Origin of the sequence: Bordetella tumbae (assembly GCF_965139195.1) — a bacterium.
Lineage (GTDB): Bacteria > Pseudomonadota > Gammaproteobacteria > Burkholderiales > Burkholderiaceae_B > Bordetella_A > Bordetella_A tumbae.
The window spans coordinates 34,646-54,643 of record NZ_CBCSJH010000020.1; the positions used below are offsets into that span (position 1 = coordinate 34,646).

The 19,998-nt window shown below is 59.1% G+C and carries 17 protein-coding genes and 1 pseudogene; 12 read left to right on the forward strand and 6 right to left on the reverse strand.

Annotation, left to right across the window (positions count from 1 at the left end; translation table 11 throughout):
• Window positions 1-7: 7 nt before the first annotated feature.
• The 6 genes and pseudogenes from ACNA0J_RS18970 to ACNA0J_RS18995 all read right to left on the reverse strand — a co-directional run bounded on the left by ACNA0J_RS18970 (window position 8) and on the right by ACNA0J_RS18995 (window position 8,163).
• Window positions 8-961 carry a tripartite tricarboxylate transporter substrate binding protein gene (locus ACNA0J_RS18970; RefSeq protein ID WP_415820416.1) on the reverse strand — a complete coding sequence of 318 codons (954 nt, stop codon included), beginning with the start codon at window positions 959-961 and terminating at the stop codon, window positions 8-10.
• Window positions 962-1,175: 214 nt separating this feature from the next.
• The coding region (locus tag ACNA0J_RS18975; protein WP_415820418.1) for an L-glutamate gamma-semialdehyde dehydrogenase at window positions 1,176-2,715 on the reverse strand (1,540 nt) is incomplete at its 5' end.
• Between the two features lies 1 nt (window position 2,716).
• Window positions 2,717-4,916, reverse strand: a pseudogene (gene putA, locus ACNA0J_RS18980) (bifunctional proline dehydrogenase/L-glutamate gamma-semialdehyde dehydrogenase PutA); the annotation flags it as partial.
• Window positions 4,917-5,001: 85 nt separating this feature from the next.
• Window positions 5,002-5,541, reverse strand: a complete 540-nt coding sequence (locus tag ACNA0J_RS18985) for a GAF domain-containing protein (RefSeq protein WP_415820419.1) — start codon at window positions 5,539-5,541, stop codon at window positions 5,002-5,004.
• Complete coding sequence (locus ACNA0J_RS18990; RefSeq protein ID WP_415820420.1) at window positions 5,538-6,899, reverse strand: MFS transporter; 1,362 nt, start codon at window positions 6,897-6,899, stop codon at window positions 5,538-5,540. The genes ACNA0J_RS18985 and ACNA0J_RS18990 overlap by 4 nt, the downstream gene beginning before the upstream one ends.
• A 31-nt stretch (window positions 6,900-6,930) precedes the next feature.
• A complete protein-coding gene (locus ACNA0J_RS18995) occupies window positions 6,931-8,163 on the reverse strand; it encodes a metal-dependent hydrolase family protein (protein ID WP_415820421.1) in 1,233 nt (410 codons plus the stop codon).
• A 134-nt stretch (window positions 8,164-8,297) separates the two neighbouring features.
• Between ACNA0J_RS18995 and ACNA0J_RS19000 the strand changes: the two genes are divergently transcribed.
• The 12 genes from ACNA0J_RS19000 to ACNA0J_RS19055 all read left to right on the forward strand — a co-directional run bounded on the left by ACNA0J_RS19000 (window position 8,298) and on the right by ACNA0J_RS19055 (window position 19,987).
• The gene (locus ACNA0J_RS19000; protein ID WP_415820422.1) at window positions 8,298-9,275 is read left to right on the forward strand and encodes a LysR substrate-binding domain-containing protein; all 978 of its coding nucleotides are present in this window, start codon (window positions 8,298-8,300) and stop codon (window positions 9,273-9,275) included.
• A 251-nt stretch (window positions 9,276-9,526) separates the two neighbouring features.
• Complete coding sequence (locus tag ACNA0J_RS19005; RefSeq protein WP_415820423.1) at window positions 9,527-10,267, forward strand: GntR family transcriptional regulator; 741 nt, start codon at window positions 9,527-9,529, stop codon at window positions 10,265-10,267.
• Window positions 10,264-11,055: an ABC transporter ATP-binding protein gene (locus tag ACNA0J_RS19010; RefSeq protein WP_415820424.1), complete on the forward strand. Its 792-nt coding sequence runs from the start codon at window positions 10,264-10,266 to the stop codon at window positions 11,053-11,055. The genes ACNA0J_RS19005 and ACNA0J_RS19010 overlap by 4 nt, the downstream gene beginning before the upstream one ends.
• The gene (locus ACNA0J_RS19015) at window positions 11,052-11,822 is read left to right on the forward strand and encodes an ABC transporter permease (RefSeq protein ID WP_415820425.1); all 771 of its coding nucleotides are present in this window, start codon (window positions 11,052-11,054) and stop codon (window positions 11,820-11,822) included. Before ACNA0J_RS19010 ends, ACNA0J_RS19015 begins: the two co-directional genes overlap by 4 nt.
• Window positions 11,823-11,842: 20 nt before the next feature.
• Window positions 11,843-12,829: an ABC transporter substrate-binding protein gene (locus ACNA0J_RS19020; RefSeq protein ID WP_415820426.1), complete on the forward strand. Its 987-nt coding sequence runs from the start codon at window positions 11,843-11,845 to the stop codon at window positions 12,827-12,829.
• Window positions 12,830-12,867: 38 nt separating this feature from the next.
• Window positions 12,868-13,872, forward strand: a complete 1,005-nt coding sequence (locus ACNA0J_RS19025; protein ID WP_415820427.1) for a zinc-binding dehydrogenase — start codon at window positions 12,868-12,870, stop codon at window positions 13,870-13,872.
• Between the two features lie 50 nt (window positions 13,873-13,922).
• A complete protein-coding gene (locus ACNA0J_RS19030; RefSeq protein WP_415820428.1) occupies window positions 13,923-14,348 on the forward strand; it encodes a PaaI family thioesterase in 426 nt (141 codons plus the stop codon).
• Window positions 14,349-14,432: 84 nt separating this feature from the next.
• Complete coding sequence (locus ACNA0J_RS19035; RefSeq protein ID WP_415820429.1) at window positions 14,433-15,959, forward strand: class I adenylate-forming enzyme family protein; 1,527 nt, start codon at window positions 14,433-14,435, stop codon at window positions 15,957-15,959.
• A gap of 81 nt (window positions 15,960-16,040) precedes the next feature.
• Complete coding sequence (locus tag ACNA0J_RS19040) at window positions 16,041-17,114, forward strand: ABC transporter substrate-binding protein (protein ID WP_415820430.1); 1,074 nt, start codon at window positions 16,041-16,043, stop codon at window positions 17,112-17,114.
• Entirely contained in the window at window positions 17,111-18,457 is a 1,347-nt protein-coding gene (locus ACNA0J_RS19045) for an acyl-CoA thioester hydrolase/BAAT C-terminal domain-containing protein (RefSeq protein ID WP_415820431.1), read from the forward strand. The genes ACNA0J_RS19040 and ACNA0J_RS19045 overlap by 4 nt, the downstream gene beginning before the upstream one ends.
• Window positions 18,454-19,221, forward strand: a complete 768-nt coding sequence (locus ACNA0J_RS19050; RefSeq protein ID WP_415820433.1) for an ABC transporter ATP-binding protein — start codon at window positions 18,454-18,456, stop codon at window positions 19,219-19,221. The genes ACNA0J_RS19045 and ACNA0J_RS19050 overlap by 4 nt, the downstream gene beginning before the upstream one ends.
• Window positions 19,205-19,987, forward strand: a complete 783-nt coding sequence (locus ACNA0J_RS19055) for an ABC transporter permease (RefSeq protein WP_415820434.1) — start codon at window positions 19,205-19,207, stop codon at window positions 19,985-19,987. The genes ACNA0J_RS19050 and ACNA0J_RS19055 overlap by 17 nt, the downstream gene beginning before the upstream one ends.
• Window positions 19,988-19,998 lie beyond the last annotated feature (11 nt).

The window sequence follows — 19,998 nt, forward strand, 5'->3', positions numbered from 1 at the left end:
GAATGGCTTACTTTGCCAGGCCGAGATCTTTCAACACCTGTTCCTGGCGGACTTTTTCCTCGTCCAGGAATTTGGCGAAATCGTCCCCTGCGAGATAAGCATCATCCCACCCCTGTTTCTCCAGGGTCTGCTTCCATTGGGGTGAGGCATGCATCTTTTGAAAACGATCCAGCCACATGGCACGGCCTTCTTTGCTCATCCCCGGCGCTCCCACAATACCGCGCCAGTTCCCGATCACCACGTCCACACCGGACTCTTTGAGGGTCGGCGCGTCAACGCCTGGCAGACGCTTATCGGACGTCACGGCAATGATGCGCAGGCGCTTCTGATCCGCATAGGGCTTGAATTCTGACAATCCCGACAATGCCAGCTTCAATTGTCCACTGACCAGTAAGGGCACCAGCTCCGCGCCGCTCGGATAGGGGATGTAATTGAGCTTGCGCGGATCGACGCCGGCGGATTTGGCGATCAGCCCTGCCGCGACTTGGTCGACACCGCCAATCGAACCGCCGCCGATTGCCAGTGCACCGGGGTTGCTCTTCATCGCGGCGATCACATCGGCTACCGTCTTGATGGGCGAATTCATCGGTACGGCCAGTACATCGGCGTCATCGGTCAATCTGACGAGAGGCGTCACCTGATCCAGCGATACCGGCGATTTATTCAGAATGATGCCGCCGACCAGGATCGCCCCCATCGACATGATGGCGTTGTCGTCGTTCTTGCTGGTGTTGATGAACTCTGCCAAGCCGATCGTGCCGCCTGCGCCGCCCTTGTTCGTGACCTGGAACCCGTCGGTGAAAATGCCGGCCTGCTGCATGACCTGCAGCGGCACGCGTGCCGCGGCGTCATAGCCGCCGCCTGGCCCTCCCGGCGCCATGACCTTTGCCGGTGCGGCCCCCGCTGCCCAGGGCAGCGCAGCCACGACCAATGAAGCCAAAACCCGTGTAATCCCTAGCATGGATGTCTCCTCGATTGGCCGATGCGTGATGCCACCCATCGGCCGTAGCCTGTTTATTGATATACGGCGTAACAGACTTCGATACTAGACAATTTTCGGGCGCAATGCCATGCCGTTGTTTTCGGGGTATTCAGCCAGTAGACAGTTCTCGGCCGGCCGTGGGCCGGCGCCGCACAGCGTCAATATCCCGGAGGTCATGCCGGGGATACCCCTATCAAGCCATCGTCATCAAGCTGGCATTCCCCCCTGCTGCCGCGGTGTTCACGCTCAGGGCCCGTTCGATCACAAGACGCTCCAACGGAATTTGCGTTTCGCCGCTCGCCAAGCCCGTGACGGTCACAATCGCTCCGTCCCGTTGCGAGATCGCCGCCAACGTACGACGCAGGGATTCCTCGTCGCCATGATGAAGGACCGCGTCAAAATTGGCGTGCGCCAGATCGGAGGCCAGCGTGATGTGGTTGCGTACATCCTGCGGCAGGCGGCCATGCAGAGCCACGGCCTGAGCATTCGCACCAGGCCACACGGCATGACTGCCAACCGCCAATATGGCTGCCAACTGATTAAGCCGATCGGCATCATTGTCAGCCAGGCACAACACCGCCTCCCGCGGCAACACCTGATAGGTGTTGCGCTCGCCAGTGGGGCCGGCCAACTCAAACATCGTATCGCTGAAAAACGGCTGCGCAGCTTCCATGGCCTGCCCCTGTGCCCGACGCCACTGGGCCAAAGACGCCTGCGCCGATCGCACCGGAGCGGATTGGATCTGCGTCTGTACCCCAAACGGCTGTGCCAACGCGGCGTCGGGACGTCGCGACAGCAGGCGATACACGTAGAGTGGTCCACCGGCTTTAGGCCCTGTACCCGACAGGCCCTCGCCGCCAAAAGGCTGCACACCCACCACAGCGCCGACGATATTACGGTTGATATAGACATTGCCTGCATGGGCAGCATGCACCACACGGTCAATCGTCTCATCAATACGCGTGTGCAACCCCATCGTCAAACCGTAACCGGTCGCCTTGATCTGTGCGAGCAACAGATCGAGATCTTCGCGGCGATAGCGCACCACGTGCAGGACAGGTCCAAACACTTCACGCTGCAAATCAGCCAGATCCGGCAATTCGATCAGCGTCGGCGGAACAAAGGTGCCCTGCGCCGTACCGGGATCACGCTGGCACAATTGATGCACCGCACGCCCCTTGCCGCGCAGCGTGTCGATGTGACGTTGAATATTGGCTTGAGCCTCGGCATCGATTACCGGACCGATATCATTGGCGATCTGTTCCGGGTTGCCCAGACGCAGTTCTTCCATCGCGCCCTTGAGCATAGTGATCAGACGATCCGCCGCGTCCTCTTGCACACACAGCACGCGCAGCGCCGAGCAACGTTGACCGGCGCTATCAAACGCGGAGCTCAAGACATCGACCACGACTTGTTCAGTCAATGCCGACGAATCCACGATCATTGCGTTCTGACCACCGGTCTCGGCGATCAATGGGATCGGCTGACCGTCAGGTGTCAGACGCTGCGCCACGGTCTTCTGCAGAATTCGGGCCACCTCGGTCGAGCCCGTGAACATCACACCCATCACGCGCGCATCGCCCGTCAACTGAGCGCCCACTGTCTCTCCACGGCCCGGCAGTAACTGTACCGCCGCCTGAGGTATGCCTGCCTGCCACAGCAATTCAATCGCCCGTGCCGCGATCAGCGGCGTTTGCTCAGCGGGTTTTGCCAGCACGGTGTTGCCCGCCGCCNGCGCGGCGGCGACTTGGCCCGTGAAAATGGCCAACGGGAAATTCCATGGGCTGATGCAGACTACCGGCCCCAAAGGCGTGTGCGTCGCATTGTCGAATTGGCTCTGTATCTGGGCCGCGTAGTAACGCAGGAAATCGACCGCCTCGCGGACCTCCGCGATCGCATTGGCATAGGTTTTTCCCGCCTCGCGCACCAGGATGCCCATCAACGGCTTGATTTGCGCCTCCATGAGGTCGGCAGCGCGTATCAACGCGGCGGCACGCTCGGTCGCAGGCGTACTCGCCCAGGCTGGCGCAAAATCATGAGCGGCCTGCAACGCGGCCTCGACCTCCAGTTTGGTGGCCTCCCGCACAGAGCCGACGAGGTCCGAATGCGTCGACGGATTCAGAACCGGCACAGGCAGCGGCACGATATCGTGTGCGTTGGCCATATCCGGCGCAATCATCGGCCCGGCAGCTAATGTTTGACGCGCTGCCTCGGCGAGATCATGGCTCAGCTGAGCCAGCGTATGCTCGTTCGCCAAGTTCAAACCACGCGAATTCACACGATCCCGGCCATACAGATCCGCAGGCATGGGAATGCCGGGATGCGACTCACCGACTTTGCCCTCGGCAAACGCCATTTTCTCGATCAACTCGACCGGATTCTGTACCAAGGACTCGATCGGAAAATCCTGATCCGCGACCTGATTCACGAAAGACGTGTTGGCACCGTTTTCCAGCAAGCGGCGAACCAGATACGCCAGCAGTGTCTCATGTGTTCCCACTGGCGCATAGATCCGACACGGACGGCCCAGCTTGCCGCCGTCCACCGAACCCACCACTTGTTCATACAAGGGTTCGCCCATGCCGTGCAGGCATTGGAACTCATACTGCCCGGGATAATAGCTTTGCGGATCGGCCAGCTCATAAACCGTGGCCAGCGTTTGGGCATTGTGCGTCGCGAACTGCGGATAGACGGCATCGGGCGCGGCCAACAGTTTGCGGGCGCATGCGATATAGGACAAATCAGTGTAGGGCTTGCGCGTGTAGACGGGATAGTCTTCCATTCCCTCGAGCTGAGCACGTTTGATTTCCGTATCCCAATAGGCGCCCTTGACCAGACGGATCATCAAGCGCTGGCCGCTGCGCCGCCCCAGATCGATGATGAAATCAATGACATAGGGACAACGCTTCTGGTAGGCCTGGATGACAAAGCCTATGCCTTTCCAGCCCTGCAACTCCGGCTCAAAGCATAGTTTTTCCAGCAACTCCAGCGACAGTTCCAGGCGATCCGTTTCCTCGGCATCGATATTCAGGCCGATGTCGTACTGACGCGCCAGCCGGGCGAGTTTGAGCACGCTGGGATACAGCTCGGCCATCACCCGGCCGATCTGGGCACGGTAATAGCGCGGATGCAAAGCCGACAGTTTGATCGAAATGCCAGGGCCTTCATACACACCCCGTCCGTTCGACGCCTTCCCGATGGCATGAATAGCCCGCTCGTAGTCCTGGTAATAACGCTGCGCATCGGCCGCCGTCAGCGCCGCCTCGCCCAACATGTCGTAGGAATAACGAAAGCCCTGTGTCTCCAGCGCCTGTGCATGCTTGAGCGCCTCGGCCATGTTTTCGCCGGTTACGAATTGCTCGCCCATCATGCGCATGGCCATGTCTACGCCTTTGCGGATCAGCGGCTCGCCCCCCTTGGCAATCAAGCGCCCGAGCGAGTTCGTCATGCCTCGCTCACTGTGCGTCGCTACCAGCTTGCCGGTCAGCATCAGCCCCCAGGCGGCAGCGTTGACGAACATCGACGGGCTCTGGCCGACGTGTTCTTTCCAATTGCCATGGCTGATCTTGTCGCGAATCAGCACATTGCGCGTGGCCGTATCCGGAATACGCAGCAATGCCTCTGCCAGACACATCAGAGCAATACCCTCTTGCGAGGACAGAGAGAACTCCTGCAGCAAGCCCTGGACCAATCCGGCCTTGCCGCGCGAGGCCTTGCGCGCGCGCAGTGCCGTCGCGATACGGGTCGCCAAGGCCTGGCTGCGCGCCACCATGTCTTCGGGCAAACGCGCCTGCTCCATCAACCAGGGGATTGCGGCGGGCTCCGGCCGGCACCAGGCCTCGGTGATAGCGGCCTTCAACGGCGATTGCGTTGCCAAAGGCGTCAGTTGGGTAAACCGATCAGCAGGGTGGCCGGTGGGCAATAAGGTATCCATGAAAACTTGGTGATGAGTAAATCAGAAACAGAAAAACGCCGAGCATCCCAAAGATGCCCGGCGAACAGAGTCGCGATTGCGCTACTTAAACACTATCGAGTTGTGATCGGTCCACATCCGCAACAGCAGCTTGCGCCGCCGATAAGGCCTGCAAAAACACCGGCGCGCAGATTCCGGCAATGACCGTCGCCAGATCCTGGTCCACCTGGTCGTAGGCATGACGACGGCTCAGCAGATTGAGCGAACCGATCACGCAGCCCCCATGGCGCACTGGAATATTGAAGGCCGAGTGCAGGCCACGGTCGATCAGCAACGACGCCTCGGAAAACACCGTTCGTATATCGTCCTCGTTGCGCGCAATATAAAACTGCCCTTGCTCGAGGACCTGGCGTGACCATGGTCCCGCGCCGGTCGCCTTGAACCCACCTAATGGACTGATGCTTTCATCAGAGGTATGGAGCCGCTTCATCAAACGGTGGTCTTCCAGATAGAGCAGCGACGTAAACAAGGCGTATCCGAAAGCCTGTTTCAGCAAACCCGAGATGGCCTCCCATTGAGCCTGCTCTGTGCATGCCAGGCCCAATGCCCGGGCATGCGCGGCCCATGGCTGAAATGGCGAACTCATGCCTCGATTTCCTCCAGCACCACACCACGGGTGTTCTTGCCAAAGAACAAGATACCCAGGCCGCCAATCAACAGAATCGTCGTCATCATGGCAAACACACCACCAAAGCCCAGGACGGGGTAGGCAACACCGACAATGGTCGGAGAGGCAATCGACCCGACTCGCGCAAAGGCCGAGGCAGCGCCCATCCCGGTCGCGCGAATCGCGGTGGGATAAATTTCAGCGGTGTACGTGTACTGGCCCGCAATCACGCCGTTCATACCAAAGGACAGCAGCATGCTCAGCAAGATGATCTCGGACTCGCCACTGGCAAAGGCCAGCCCCAGCGCGGCCAGGCACGAGAACAACATATAGGCCAGGATGGTGTACTTACGGCCGAACTTGTCATTGAAGTAGGCCGCCGAGAAATACCCCGGAATCTGCGCGAGGTAAATCAGAATCGTGAACGAGAAACTCTTGGTGATCGTAAAACCACGCTCGACCAACAAGCTCGGGATCCACACCAGGAATGCGTAATAGCAAAACAGCACCGTGATCCAGAATACCCAGACCAGTACCGTGGTGCCAAGGTACTTGGCCGAGAACAGCGATGCCAGTTTCGCCCACGCGCTTTGTTGCGGAGCCGCGGGCTTTGCGGCGCCCGACTTGCGCGTCGAGACAGGCATGGGCAAGGGACGCCCCAAATGCTGTTGCACCTGGTTTTCGATGTTGGAGCAGATACGATCGGCCTCGGCCGTTCTGCCCACGTGTTCGAGCCAGCGCGGGGACTCGAACAGTGACTTGCGCCACCACAACAGGAAAATCACCGGCACGGAGGCAATAATCATGATCCAGCGCCAGCCATCATCACTCATCGGCACGATGAAATAGCCCAGCAAGGCCGACACCACGAAGCCAAAAGAGAAGAAACCTGCCAACGCACCGGTAAAGCGGCCGCGATATTTGCTGCTGACGAACTCGGCCAGATACGGCGCAATGATGGCGCCCTCTGCTCCCATCCCGACGCCGGCAATCATGCGCAGGATGTAGAACTCATGGAAATTCGTGGCGAAAGCATTGGCAAAGGTCGCCAAGCAAAATAGCAGCAAGGCCCACATCATGACCTTTTTACGGCCAAAGCGGTCTCCGAGAATGCCGGAGAACAATGCGCCCACCAGAAAGCCCACGTAGGTGCTGCTGGCAATCCAGCCGATTTCGCCTGTCGTCAGGCCCCACTGCGTACGCAGCGAAGGAATGATAAAAGCGATGATGCCGGCGTCCAGCGCCTCAAAAGCCAGCCCGAGGCCGCCGATCATCAGCAGCTTAAAATGAAAGCGGCTGAACGGCAAGCGCTCCAGGCGCTCCGATATAGAAAACATAATGAAATCCGAGAGGGAAGGATGGGGCCTGTCAGCAGGCGTTCTTGTAGACTTGGCCGCGTTGCACGATCAGCTTGATCGAGTCAGTGTCCGTGAGCAGTTCGATGTTTTCCAGCGGATTGCCGTCGATCAACAACAGGTCGGCGTAGGCGCCTTCGACCACTTCACCCAGACGGCCCTCGTGATTGAGGATCTCCGCACCGATCAAGGTGGCTTGCTGAATGGCCTTGGCATTGCCCACGACACGGCTGCGCAGCACCAACTCCTGGGATTGCATATAGTGGGTTTCGCCCAGCAGATCGCTGCCAAAACCCATTTTCACGCCGACTTCCTCGAGGATCTCCAGCGCACGCATGCCATGCGTACGTACGTCCGCGATCTTCTTGACCGAGTCGGCCGGCAAGCCATAGCGCTCGCCTTCATTGGCCAGACCTTCGTACGTAATGACCGTGGGCACCATGTAGACGCCACGTTCCTTCATGAGTTGCGCGGCTTCGTGATCGACCAGATTCCCGTGTTCAATCGTGCGCACACCGCACTTCACTGCGCGGATGATGGCGCGCGCCGTATAGGCATGCGCCATGACATACGTGTTGGCGTTGTCGGCCTCTTCCACGATAGCGGTCAACTCCGCCTCGGAAAAACCCAGGTTTTGAACCGGATCATGCGGAGAAGACACACCGCCCGACGCCATCACTTTGATTTGAGTGGCGCCATTGAGTATTTGCTCGCGCACCGCCCGGCGGCACTCGTCAACGCCATCGACCACTTGGCCGATATTGCCGATTTTCCCGGCGCAGGAGCAGGGATCATCCAGGATGTCATTACGTGCACGGAAATCTGCATGGCCGCCAGTTTGAGACAAGGCCTTGCCAGAGCAGAAGACACGCGGGCCATCGATCAACCCCGACGTCACCGCATCGGCCAGTGCCCAGTCGGCGCCGCCTGCGTCGCGCACCGAAGTAAAACCCCGGTCCAACATGCCTTGCATAATGGGCAACGCACGCAACAACGCCATGGTGTTGGACATGCTCGCCATGCGCCCCAGGTTAAAGGACGAGGCCACGACGTGCACGTGGCAGTCGATCATGCCGGGCATGAGCGTCTTGCCCTGGGCGTCGATCACTTCGGCTTCCGGCGACACCACATCTGCACCGCCAATCTGGGAAATCAGCCCGTCTTCGATCAGCACATTCTGTGCCTCCTCGAGGACCAACGTACGAGTATTGAGGATCTTGCAATTTTTTACGACGACGGGCTTCATAGCGGTAACGATTTAACCAGACAAAATACGACAGGCCGCACTCTACCGCTACAATCGCCTCGAAGGATATGGGGTTCCCCCTTAGAAATTCGACACAAATTTGAACAGCCATATGAGTTTTACTCATACGCCCCATGAGACGCCGCTGCCCCACCCTCTCTGAGCTGAACGCCTTTATCGCCTCGGCACGTCACCTGTCGTTCTCCAAAGCGGGAAAAGACTTGTTTGTGACACAGAGCGCCATCAGCCGGCACATCGCGACCTTGGAAAGCTATCTCGGACACACTCTTTTTTTGCGTACGCCCAATGGACTGCAATTGACTCGGATGGGGACGACCTACCTCAGCCTCATCAGGCCGGCGGTTCGTGCGCTAGAGAGTGCGACATCTCAAGTGATGACAACACAACAGTCCGCTCAGTCGCTCAGCTTGTCGGTCGCCCCAACATTTGCATCACAGTGGCTGCTTCCCAAACTCAAGACCTTCAGGGCGATTCATCCGGATATCTCCATCAATTTTGTGCGCTATACCGTAGCCGACTATAAAAGCACGGAGCTTGATTTCGATGCTTCTATTGAATACGGCTACGGTGACTGGCCCGACGGCACAGCGACGTATTTAATCGGCCGCGAAACTCGGATCGTGTGCTCTCCCGATTATCTCGATCGGCAACGCATCAAACGCTTTGACGACATCAAGCGCTGTACCTTGCTCCAACACATCGAGATTCCCCAAGCATGGGAAGACTGGTTTGCCAGCACCACGGGCGAATACAGCCGGGCCCGCTTTGGACCCGGCTTCAATCTATTCACCATGATCATCCAGGCCGCCGCGTCCGGCTTAGGGGTTGCACTCATACCCGATTGCCTCATCGAACGAGAGCTCGCCACGGGCGAACTCGTCGATGTGTTTCAGCAAACATTTGAAGGCTCACTCGGCTATTACCTCTGTGCACCGACTTGGCGCAGCAACATGGAAAGCTACGATCTCCTGCGTCAGTGGCTGGCGCATGAGTGTCTGCACACGCCATTAACGGGCCTGCCGAAAGACCAACCCATCAGCGATGCGCAACTCGCCGGATGCCGCTACTGCGGCGCGGCACTATCTGCATAATTGCGGCGACGCAAAACTCGATCAGTCTCACTCTTTGGCATCCGCCGCGCCCCAGCCATATTCCCACAAGAAAATCTTGTGAGCAGCTCACGTAAGCCGCTCACAAACCTTTGATTTATATGGTTTTTACTTATATGCATAGTGCATATTGATGTTTCACACTTCGCATGTGAGTACCTAGAATGGTCTCATGTAGGCAGTTCTAGAAACATCTGTGAGCTGCTTACACATCCACTCTAGATGCGGCGGCCATGATCCTTCCCCCTGTTTTTTCTGCACCTGCACATGAAGCAAACAGCGCCTTAAGTTTTGGGGATGACGCCTACGCCCGCGTGCGGCGAGACATACTTTCTTGCCGATTGCCTCCCGGCGCATTTGTGACCGAGCCCGAGCTGATGACTCGGTACGGCATCCGCAAGAACAGTGTGCGTATCGCCTTGGTGAGACTGGCCCAGGAAGGCTTTGTAAAGTCTCGCCCCCGCAAGGGCTACCAAATTGCGCCCATTACCTTACGTGACGTGGAGGAAGTCTTTACGCTGCGGGTTCAGCTCGAACCCCTGGCGGCACGTCTAGCCGTCGGTCGCGTTGACATCGCACAGTTGCGTGAACTCGAGGCCGCCTGCCGAGTGCAACACCCAGTCATGCAACTGAACGACCAGATTGATGCGTTCATGGATGCGAACTCAGCTTTTCATCTGGCCATCTCAGCCGCGTGCGGCAATGAACGGCTGCATCGCACGTTGGCATCGCTGCTGGACGAAATGTCCCGGCTGGTCGCGCTGGGATTTGGCGTTCAAAAGACCAAGCCGGAAATCAAGCACGACCATAACGCCTTGATTACAGCTTTCGAAGACAAGGACGGCAAACGTGCCGAGCTGATCGCGCGGCGACATATTGAGACATTCCAGGCAATGACCATGGAGAAACTGTATGCAAGCCTGGCAGAAACCGGTGCGGCCATTCCTATTAGCGGCCCAGGGAGCTGGCGATGAGTGCCCAACCCGACATCGTATTGGCCGGTAATGCCGCCCGCAGCGCGGCACCCATCGTGCTGCAGGCGACGCAACTCAACAAATTTTATGGCTCGCTGCAGGCCTTGCGCGACGTGTCTTTCGACGTGCGCCGCGGCGAAGTCGTTGCCTTGCTGGGGGCTTCCGGCTGCGGCAAAAGCACATTGCTGAATATCGTTGCGGGCCTGGACTCATTCGATACCGGCGACCTGGACATCGAGGGCCAGCCCACCGCACAATTCAAGCAGTGGCACAAACTGGCGTATATGTTCCAGGAAGACCGTCTGCTGCCTTGGCGCACCGTACGCGACAACGTCGAGTTCGGCCTGGAGGCCCAGTCACTGTCCCGTCATGAACGGCATGAGCGTGCGGAACAAGCCCTGCGCACCGTAGGACTGGCCGAGTTCGCTCAATCGTGGCCTCATCAGTTGTCCGGCGGTATGCGCAGCCGCGTTGCCCTGGCGCGCAGCCTGGTCGTCGAGCCGTCAATACTGCTGATGGACGAACCCTTTTCAAAGCTGGATCCGCACACGCGCAGCCAGATGCATCAGGAACTGCTGCGGATTCAGGCGGCCAGTGGCGCCACCATTCTGTTTGTCACACACGACGTTGAGGAAGCCGTCGTGCTCGCGGATCGCATCGTGTTGCTGGAGCCTCGTCCCGGCCGTGTCAAACAAATCGTCGACGTGCCGTTGGCTCGTCCTCGCTTGCCCACCGACCCGGACACGGCCGAACTGACCCGCCAACTCCGCCTGAAGGTAACGCCATGACGCAAACCGCCACTCGTTCCGTGTGGATCCTGCTGAGTCAGCGTCTGTTCCTGGCGCTGGTCTTCATTGCCCTCTGGGCGCTTGCCGCGTCGCGCATGCCGGCCTTTATCCTGCCCGGCCCCACGAAAGTCTGGGCGGCCATGCAAGCCCTATTCGCCACGCCCACGTTCCTGCACGATATCGGCATGACGCTGTACCGCGTAGCGATGGGCTTTGTCCTGGCCACCATAGTAGGCACGCCATTGGGTTTGGCGCTGGGAGCGAATCGTACGCTGGCCAATTTTTTCGAGCCACTGCTCTCGGTAGTCAATACCGTCTCGTCGGCAATCTGGGCGGTGTTCGCCATCATCTGGTTTGGCATATCAAACGCGACAACGATCTTTGTTGTCTTCATGACCGCCATGCCGCTGATCCTGACCAATGTATGGCAGGGATCAAAGAACGTAGACAAACAGCATATAGACCTGGCGCGCAGCTTTCGCATGTCGCGCACACAGATCCTGCGCAAGATTTATCTGCCCACCATCCTGCCCTACTTTTTCTCTGGCGCCCGACTGGCATTCGGATTCGGCTGGCGGGTGTCGCTCGTGGCCGAAACGCTGGGCTCCTCTGATGGCATTGGATACCGGTTGCGTCAGGCGGCCGATCTGGTGCAAACCGACCAAGTATTTGCGTGGACACTCACGCTGGTCTTGCTGATGCTTGCCCTCGAAGGGGGGCTGTTGAAACCAATGGAACGTCGTCTGTTCCGCTGGAAACCGATTTAAAACTCAACGGAGTTTTTGTGATGAACTGGAAAAAATATCTGCCCGTCACGCTGGCAGCAGCAGCCCTGCTTGCCTCTGCCAATGCCCTGGCCGCCGACAAAGTACGTATTGGCTATTGGAGCAGCGGCGTCAGCCTGGGCTATGGCTCAGTGCTGGAGGCCACCGATTTTCTGAAGAAGCAAAATCTGGACGTTGAATTCATTCGCTTCCCCGATGTCAACGCCCCCTTGCGTGCATTGGCCTCGAACTCGATCGATCTGGCCTTTGGCGCACCCGCCGCAGGTGTATTCAGCAGCGCCGCCGAAGGGGTGCCCATCAAGGTCTTTTCCGCGACCCAGCCCGCCGACGTGCAATTCGTCGTACCCGAAGGCTCGCCGATTACTTCATTGGAACAACTGCGTGGCAAAAAAGTCGGCATGTCGCCCGCCGGCAGTTCCGTCGCTGTCATCGCAGGCGCAGTGCTGGACGGCAACTATGGCATCAAGAACGGCGACTTCTCGCTAGTGGGCGGCAACGAATCCCGTATCGCGCAGTTCCTCGCGCAAAAGCAAGTCGATGCCGCAGCATTGCGTTCCGTCACGATCGCCCAACTGAGCGAACTGAAAGTCACTCGCCTGGGTACGTTTGCCGACGAATGGAAAAAGCTGACCAAGAGCGACTCCGTGCCGTATATCGGCATCGGCGCCGTGCGCAGTGAATTCATCGCGCAACATCCCGATGTGGTGGCTCGTGTACTGGCAGGCATGCGCAACACACTGTCGTGGGGCGAAGCGCACCGGGACGAAGTCGTGGAGATCCTGCAAAAGTCCGCCAACCTCCCCGAACAAGATGCCCGCGTATACGCAGGCCAATGGTCGAACATGAACCGCGTTGCCTTCGAGCCGGCGGATATCGCCACCCTGAAACGTGAGCATCAGGTCTTTACAGAAAGCGGAATGATCAAGGGCGAACTCAAAGAGGACCTGTTTGTTACCGGCCCGTACGAACAATCTAAATCCATCAAGTAACACCCCTAGAGCGTAGAGAGAGAGTTATGAGCAAAACCATGAAAGCACTGCTGTTGAGCGAACACGGCGACCTGGACCAACTGAAGGTTGTCACTGATAAACCCGCCCCCACCGCCACGGCAGGCCATGTAGTGATTCGCGTGGGTGCGTCCTCATTCAACTATCACGACGTATTCACCGTGCGCGGCATGCCCGGCATCAAAGTCCCGCTGCCTGTCGTGATCGGCCTGGATATGGCGGGTGAAATTGTCGAAGTCGGCGACGACGTGTCTGACTGGAAAGTCGGCGACCGCGTCCTGGTCAACCCCTTGAATCGCGCCAAGGGCTTGATGGGCGAAATGCTGGACGGCGGCATGGCCGAATACTGCCTGGTGTCCGCACAGCAACTGATCGCCCTGCCCGAGAAGGTCAGCTACGAAGACGCGGCAGCCTTGCCCGTCGCCTATGGCACCGCACACCGCATGCTGATCACCCACAACACCGTCAAAGCGGGTGATCGCGTGGTGGTGTTGGGCGCCAGCGGCGGCGTAGGCACCGCCTGCGTCATCCTGGCAAAACTGCTGGGTGCAGAAGTCATCGCCTGCGCGGGCAGCGACGCCAAAGGCGAACAACTGCTCAAGATCGGCGCCGACCACGTCATCAATTATCGCGAGACCGATTTCTCGAAATGGGCCATCGCGCAATATGGCAAGCCCCAGCGCCGCACCGACGAAGGCGGCGTGGATGTCGTCATCAACTTCACCGGCGGCGACACCTGGGTGCCATCGCTGAAATGCCTCAAGCGCGGCGGCACCTTGCTCGTCTGCGGCGCCACGGCAGGCCATGACCCGAAAGAAGATCTGCGTTACGTGTGGAGCTTCGAATTGAACATCAAGGGTTCGAACAGCTTCTACGACGACAACCTCAAGGCCCTGTTGGACATGGTGGCCGACGGCAGCGTCAAACCCGTCATCGATCGCGTCGTGCCGCTGGAACAAGCCGCCGAAGGGCTGGCATTGATTCGCGACCGCGAAGTGCTGGGCAAAGTCATCGTCAAGCCCTGATTTGATGCCCGTTTCGAAACTATTTCCCTGAATATTTCACCATCCATATCATGAGCGAAACCACACTCCCCACCAAAGAAGACATCCAGGCCCGCCTGCGCCGCGGTCCTTATCACGAATGGCTGGGCATCGAAGTCCTGTCCGTATCCGAAGGCGAAATCGAACTGTCCGCCAAATGGCGCGAAGAATGGGTCGTCAACCCCGACGGCGGCTACACCCATGGCGGCATTCTGGCAGCCTTGGTCGATCTGACGGCTGACTGGGCACTCGTATCGCAGACCGGACGCGGTGTTCCCACCATCGACCTGCGCGTGGATTACCACCGCGCCGCGATGCGTGGTGACCTGCATGCCAAAGGCAAAGTCATCAAGTTCGGCTCGCAGGTTTCGATTGCGGAAGCCTATGTGTACGACGCCGAGGGCAAGCTGCTGGCCAGCGGCCGCGGCGCCTATTCCACGCCCAAGCCCAAGGCCTGATCACCCGGCGCGTCCTGGCACAGATGCCGGACGCNCCACTCCAACCGGCCTCGAATTCTTTCCCATTGCCACGCAGTCCGTATCATGACTACTCTGAAGAACCTCGGTGACCTGATAGACCCCAAAGCCGATCCGCAGCAAATCGCACTGATAGGGCTGGATGGCAAAGTAGGAACGCCAGAGACTGCGCAGCAATATACCTATGCTGAAGTCGATGACCTGGCGCGCGGCGTTGCCCAGGCCCTCCTGTCACAGGGGTTTCAGACCGGTGACCGCATTGCCATCCTCGCCGCGAACTCAGTGCCCTATATCGCCACAGTCCTGGGCATCATGCGCGCTGGACTCATTGCAGTCCCAGTCAACTTCAAGTTCCCGCCTGCGCTGATCGACTACGTACTGCAAGACAGCGGCGCACGTCTGGTGCTGCATGATCAAGCCCGCGCCACGGCCATTCCCAGTCATATTCCCCGCGTCGCGCTGGATACGCCGGAGTTCGATGCCTGGCGCGCCGAGGGCAGCACATCCTCATATATACCTGGCGATAACGACACAGCGCTGATGCTGTATACGTCCGGCTCCACCGGCAAACCCAAGGGAGTACGGCTATCTCATGCGGGCCAGTGGTGGACCGTCGATACGCGGCGCAAAGCGACTCCCTTGGCATCTGAACGCGCACTGATCGCCGCCCCGCTGTATCACATGAATGCGCTGGCCCTGGCCTTTCTATCATTGGCCAGCCATGCGACGACGGTCTTGCTGCCTCAGTTCACAGCGGCAGCCTACATCGATGCCATCGGCACTTATCGCTGCACGTGGCTGACCGCCGTGCCGCCCATGATTGCGATGATGCTGCGCGAGCGCGATCTGCTGGCACACGCCGATCTGTCATCCGTTAAGGTCATTCGCATGGGCTCTGCCCCGGTCAGCGCCAGCCTGCTGACACAGATTCACGCCCTGTTTCCGGCCGCACGCGTCATCAACGCTTTTGGAACGACCGAGGGCGGCCCCGTCGTATTTGGCCCGCATCCGGCAGGATTATCCACCCCGACGATGTCGGTGGGTTATCCGCACCCCTCGGTCTCCGTACAGTTGCTGCCGGGCCCCGGCGATGGCCCGGAACAAGGCATTCTGACGCTGCGCAGCCCGGGTTTGATGCAGGGATATCACCAACGCCCTGACCTGGCGCTGCCATTCACCCCGGACGGCCATTACATCACCGGCGACGTCTTTCGCCGCGATGCCGATGGCTTTTACTATTTTGTCGGCCGACGTGACGATATGTTTGTCAGCGGCGGTGAAAACATCTACCCCGGTGAAGTCGAAAAAATGCTCGAACAGCACCCTGCCGTTCAGCAAGCCGCGGTGGTGCCGGTCGACGATGACATCAAAGGCACCAAACCCGTGGCGTTCATCGTGTTACGTGCCGGCCAACATGCCGACACCGAACAGATCAAACAGTATGCGTTGGCAAATGCGCCCGCGTATCAGCACCCGCGTCAGGTCTGGTTTGTCGACGCGCTGCCTCTGGCATCGACGAACAAGATCGATCGTCATCAATTGCTGGCAGAGGCTGCCAGGCGATTGAGCCTGGATCCCCAACATGTGAACTGATCCCGCACGCAACATCATGTCGTTGATAGCGCGATACAGACTGCATGTACCGCCGACCGTTTTGATTAGAAAGGACTCACCATGCGCTTTACGTTGATCAGCTTGATGACCGCTCTCACCGCGATCGCTCCTATTTCCGCGCACGCCCTGGACGAAGTCACCGTGGCCTTGGCCATTCCGCCCGCCGTGCACGACGGCGCGCCATATGCTGCGGCACAAGAGCTCGGATTTTTCAAACACGAGAATCTGGAGGTCAAGACCATCGTCTTTCAAGGCGCAGGCGCACTGTTGCCTCAGGTCGCCAGCAAACGCGTGACCTTTGGCTATCCGACGTCGGAACCCATCATCTCCAGCTATTTCAGCGGCAAAGACATTCTGCCGCTACGCTATTTTTATAACGGCGTGCCATCCAATACGATGGAATTCGCGGTCCTGGCGGACTCGCCGATCAAAACCATCGCCGACCTGAAAGACAAGCAGATCGGCGTGGGCGCGCTGACGTGGGGCACCATTCCCGGCGGACGTGCTGCCTTGCGCACAGCGGGACTCACCCCCGGCAAAGACGTCCAGTACGTCGCAGTGGGCGCACTGGCATCAGGTTTTCAGGCACTGAAGACAGGCCGCGTCGATGCCTTGAATTTCAATAGCAGTTGGAACGATATGCTGGAGATGTCCGGCACCAAAATCCGCCGCATTGCCTATCCCGAGGTCTTCAGCGAGACCGCGGGAAATGGGTTCATTACGCATACCGATAACTTCCGCGATCATCCTGATCTGCTGGTCCGTTTTGCCCGCGCCTACACCAAGGCCCAGATCGCGTGCCAGGCCAACCCGGAATACTGCGTCCAGGCATTCTGGCGCGCGAATCCTCAAGCCAAACCCGCGGACGCGGATCCTGCGCGTGCATTGACCGATGCGACCACGCTGCTGTCACGCCGCCTGAGTCGCGTGCTCAACAAACCCGACGGCCAGCCCCGCGTACCCGGTCAATACGATCTGAAAGCCATTCAAAGCGGTATTCAAGCCATGGCGAACGCAGGCGAGTACCCCTCTGCCGACGTCCCCATCAACAACATCTTTTCGAACGACCTGATTTCTCAAATCAATGATTTCGATGCGGAGGCAGTACGCCAGCAAGCCCGGAGCGCGAAATGAGTCATCCACGCATTAATGTCAGCCCTCAGGACGCCGCCGTCGATGTGCGCAGGCAGATTCAGTTGACCGGATTCCAGCCGGGTCCGGTACAACTCGCTGCGGCCTTGACGCATCCAGATGGCAGCGTCTGGCGCAATACGGCAGATTTTGTCGTGGGTACTGATGGCGTCGTCGATCTGGACGTCCAAGCACCAGAGCATGGCGACTGGACCATCGCAGATGCCATGGCAGCCGTCTGGTCACTGCAACGCCAATCTCCTCCCACCGATGCCACCCGCTCCGAAGAAACCGAAACGCTGACAATTCAGCTATCGGCTCGGAACAACCAAGGCCAAGAAGCCCACGCCGAACTCATCCAGCGGTTTCTCGTAGAGGGCGTCACACGCCGCGAGATCTCGGAGTCCGGCTTGATCGGCACCCTGTTTACGCCAGCCACAACCCGCCCTCACCCCGTCATCATCGTCATGAACGGATCCGGTGGCGGGATACCAAAACAGCGGGCCGCCTTATACGCCGCCCACGGTTATACCGCATTTGCATTAGGCTACTTTAAGGCGCCAGGCCTGCCCGAGAGCATCGGGAACATGCCGCTGGAATATTTTCAACACGCACTGGCCTGGGTACACCAGCACCTGCAACCGGAAAATGGCTTTGTTGCCATCACGGGCCAGTCACGCGGTGGCGAGCTGTCGTTGCTGCTGGCCTCGCGCTTTCCCGACCAGATCAGCGCCACCATCGCTTATGTACCGAGCTCGGTGATTCACGGCACGCTGCGCGCGGGCGAACCGGGCCAGGCCCCCGACTCCCCAGTATGGACCTGGCAAGGCAAGCCACTCCCCAACGTCTGGCAGAACAACGACCAGGCAGACTGGAGCGCTTTCCATCAACGTCCGAAGAACGGCGAATCCGTACGTCAGGAACCCGCCTTTCACACGCCCATGCGCAATCCAGACGCCGTGGCCGCCGCACGCATTCCCGTGGAACAAATCCGTGGCCCGGTCATGTTGATCTCCGGCACAGACGACGGGTTCTGGCCGTCGTCCTGGTATAGCGAACAGATCGAGAAGACCTTGCATGACCATCAACACGCCTGGCCGGTCGAACATGTACGCGGCGATGGGGCAGGTCATGCGATAGGCTTACCCAACCTGCCCACGACGCTGATCGCCAAACCCCACCCCGTTGCCCAAGTTGTCTTGACCGGCGGAGGCACGCCCGAAGCCAACGCGCGCGCCAATACAGCCTCATGGTCGCGCGTCCATGACTTCCTCCGTGCTGCCATACGCTCACACCAAGACCCGCAAACCCGGGCCGCCGGCGCATCGGAACAGGGGGCACAATGAGCGCCAGCCTGAGTCTTAATGGTGTCGGGCTGACATATCCTACTCGCACGGGTCTCATCCAGGCGCTGCAAGGAATAGATCTGCAGATCGAGGCCGGCGAGTTTGTCGCAGTGCTGGGTCCATCAGGTTGCGGCAAATCGACCTTATTGAAACTGGCCGCCGGCCTACTGCCCGCCACAGAAGGCGAACTGCGGCTGGGTAACGAACGCATTACTCGACCAAGCCGCCGCGCGGGCGTCGTCTTTCAAAAGCCCAATCTTCTGCCGTGGAAAACCGTCCTGGACAATGTGCTACTACCGGCCACGACACTAAAGCTGCCCACGGCTCCCGCTCGCCAGCGAGCTCAGGAGCTGCTGGAACTCGTCGGGCTATCTGGTTTTGCAGGCAACTATCCCTATGAGTTGTCTGGCGGCATGCAACAACGCGTGGGGATCGCTCGCATGCTCCTGCCCGATCCGGATCTATTGTTGATGGACGAGCCCTTTGCCGCCCTGGATGCCTTGAGCCGCGAAGCGCTGACGCTAGAGCTGCAACGCATTTGGAGCACGCAGAAAAAGTCCGTGCTGTTCATTACGCACAGCATTCCCGAAGCCGTATTCCTCGCAGATCGCATCCTGGTGATGTCCCCTCGCCCGGGGCGCATCATCGAAGACTACCGTCCCGGCCTGCCACGTCCACGTACGCTCGAGACCCTGAACGACGCAGACTTCACTGCAGCCTGCCATCACTTGCGACGCCATTTCACCCATGCTCAAGCGACTTGATATCACCGCGTTTCTCTATCCGCTCATCAGCCTGGCCGTCCTGGTTCTGGTGTGGCACGTATCGATCGAGATTTTCACCATCCCCGATTACCTGCTGCCGCCGCCGGCATCCGTCTTTTCAGCGCTGTACCACGGCCTGATTTCCGGAGAACTCTGGCCGCACATCGCTACAACGCTCGGGGAAACCCTCAGCGGCTACGCGATAGGTTGCGGCCTGGCAGTATTCATGGGCGCCTTGCTGGCCGAGTCCCGCACCTTTGAACGATTCTTCTACCCCCTGCTGATCGGCCTGCAGGCCATGCCCAAGGTGGCCCTGGGTCCGATTATTCTAGTGTGGTTCGGTTTCGGCATGGCGTCCAAAGTCGTGCTGGTGGCGTTGGTCTGCTTCTTTCCGCTGTTCGTCAACACGGTAAACGGCATCAAGCGCACCGATCCCGAGCTGCTGGATGCATGCCGCGCCTTCTCCGCCTCGCGCCTATATCTGTTGCTGCACGTCAAGCTGCCTGCCGCATCAGGAGAAATTTTCTCAGGATTGCAGATTGGCGTCTCACTCGCCCTGATCGGCGCGGTGGTCGGCGAGTTTCTTTCCGCGCAGCAAGGCCTGGGCTACTTGATCGCCTCGGCGTCCGTCAGCATGAGCCTCGCGACCATGTTTTCTGGTGTGCTGCTGCTTGCTGCCATTGGGCTCACGGGATCATTGATCATGCGGGCTATCCATCGGCGCGTTGTCTTCTGGGAAGCGCGATCCGAGAAAACAGGCCGATAATCCCGAGCCAC

Excerpts from the sequence above, each read along its gene's own strand:
- ACNA0J_RS18970 (WP_415820416.1), bottom strand. The coding sequence starts at position 961 with ATGCTAGGGATTACACGGGTTTTGGCTTCATTGGTCGTGGCTGCGCTG.
- ACNA0J_RS18985 (WP_415820419.1), bottom strand. The coding sequence starts at position 5,541 with ATGAGTTCGCCATTTCAGCCATGGGCCGCGCATGCCCGGGCATTGGGC.
- ACNA0J_RS18990 (WP_415820420.1), bottom strand. The coding sequence starts at position 6,899 with ATGTTTTCTATATCGGAGCGCCTGGAGCGCTTGCCGTTCAGCCGCTTT.
- ACNA0J_RS18995 (WP_415820421.1), bottom strand. The coding sequence starts at position 8,163 with ATGAAGCCCGTCGTCGTAAAAAATTGCAAGATCCTCAATACTCGTACG.
- ACNA0J_RS19000 (WP_415820422.1), top strand. The coding sequence starts at position 8,298 with ATGAGACGCCGCTGCCCCACCCTCTCTGAGCTGAACGCCTTTATCGCC.
- ACNA0J_RS19005 (WP_415820423.1), top strand. The coding sequence starts at position 9,527 with ATGATCCTTCCCCCTGTTTTTTCTGCACCTGCACATGAAGCAAACAGC.
- ACNA0J_RS19010 (WP_415820424.1), top strand. The coding sequence starts at position 10,264 with ATGAGTGCCCAACCCGACATCGTATTGGCCGGTAATGCCGCCCGCAGC.
- ACNA0J_RS19015 (WP_415820425.1), top strand. The coding sequence starts at position 11,052 with ATGACGCAAACCGCCACTCGTTCCGTGTGGATCCTGCTGAGTCAGCGT.
- ACNA0J_RS19020 (WP_415820426.1), top strand. The coding sequence starts at position 11,843 with ATGAACTGGAAAAAATATCTGCCCGTCACGCTGGCAGCAGCAGCCCTG.
- ACNA0J_RS19025 (WP_415820427.1), top strand. The coding sequence starts at position 12,868 with ATGAAAGCACTGCTGTTGAGCGAACACGGCGACCTGGACCAACTGAAG.
- ACNA0J_RS19030 (WP_415820428.1), top strand. The coding sequence starts at position 13,923 with ATGAGCGAAACCACACTCCCCACCAAAGAAGACATCCAGGCCCGCCTG.
- ACNA0J_RS19035 (WP_415820429.1), top strand. The coding sequence starts at position 14,433 with ATGACTACTCTGAAGAACCTCGGTGACCTGATAGACCCCAAAGCCGAT.
- ACNA0J_RS19040 (WP_415820430.1), top strand. The coding sequence starts at position 16,041 with ATGCGCTTTACGTTGATCAGCTTGATGACCGCTCTCACCGCGATCGCT.
- ACNA0J_RS19045 (WP_415820431.1), top strand. The coding sequence starts at position 17,111 with ATGAGTCATCCACGCATTAATGTCAGCCCTCAGGACGCCGCCGTCGAT.
- ACNA0J_RS19050 (WP_415820433.1), top strand. The coding sequence starts at position 18,454 with ATGAGCGCCAGCCTGAGTCTTAATGGTGTCGGGCTGACATATCCTACT.
- ACNA0J_RS19055 (WP_415820434.1), top strand. The coding sequence starts at position 19,205 with ATGCTCAAGCGACTTGATATCACCGCGTTTCTCTATCCGCTCATCAGC.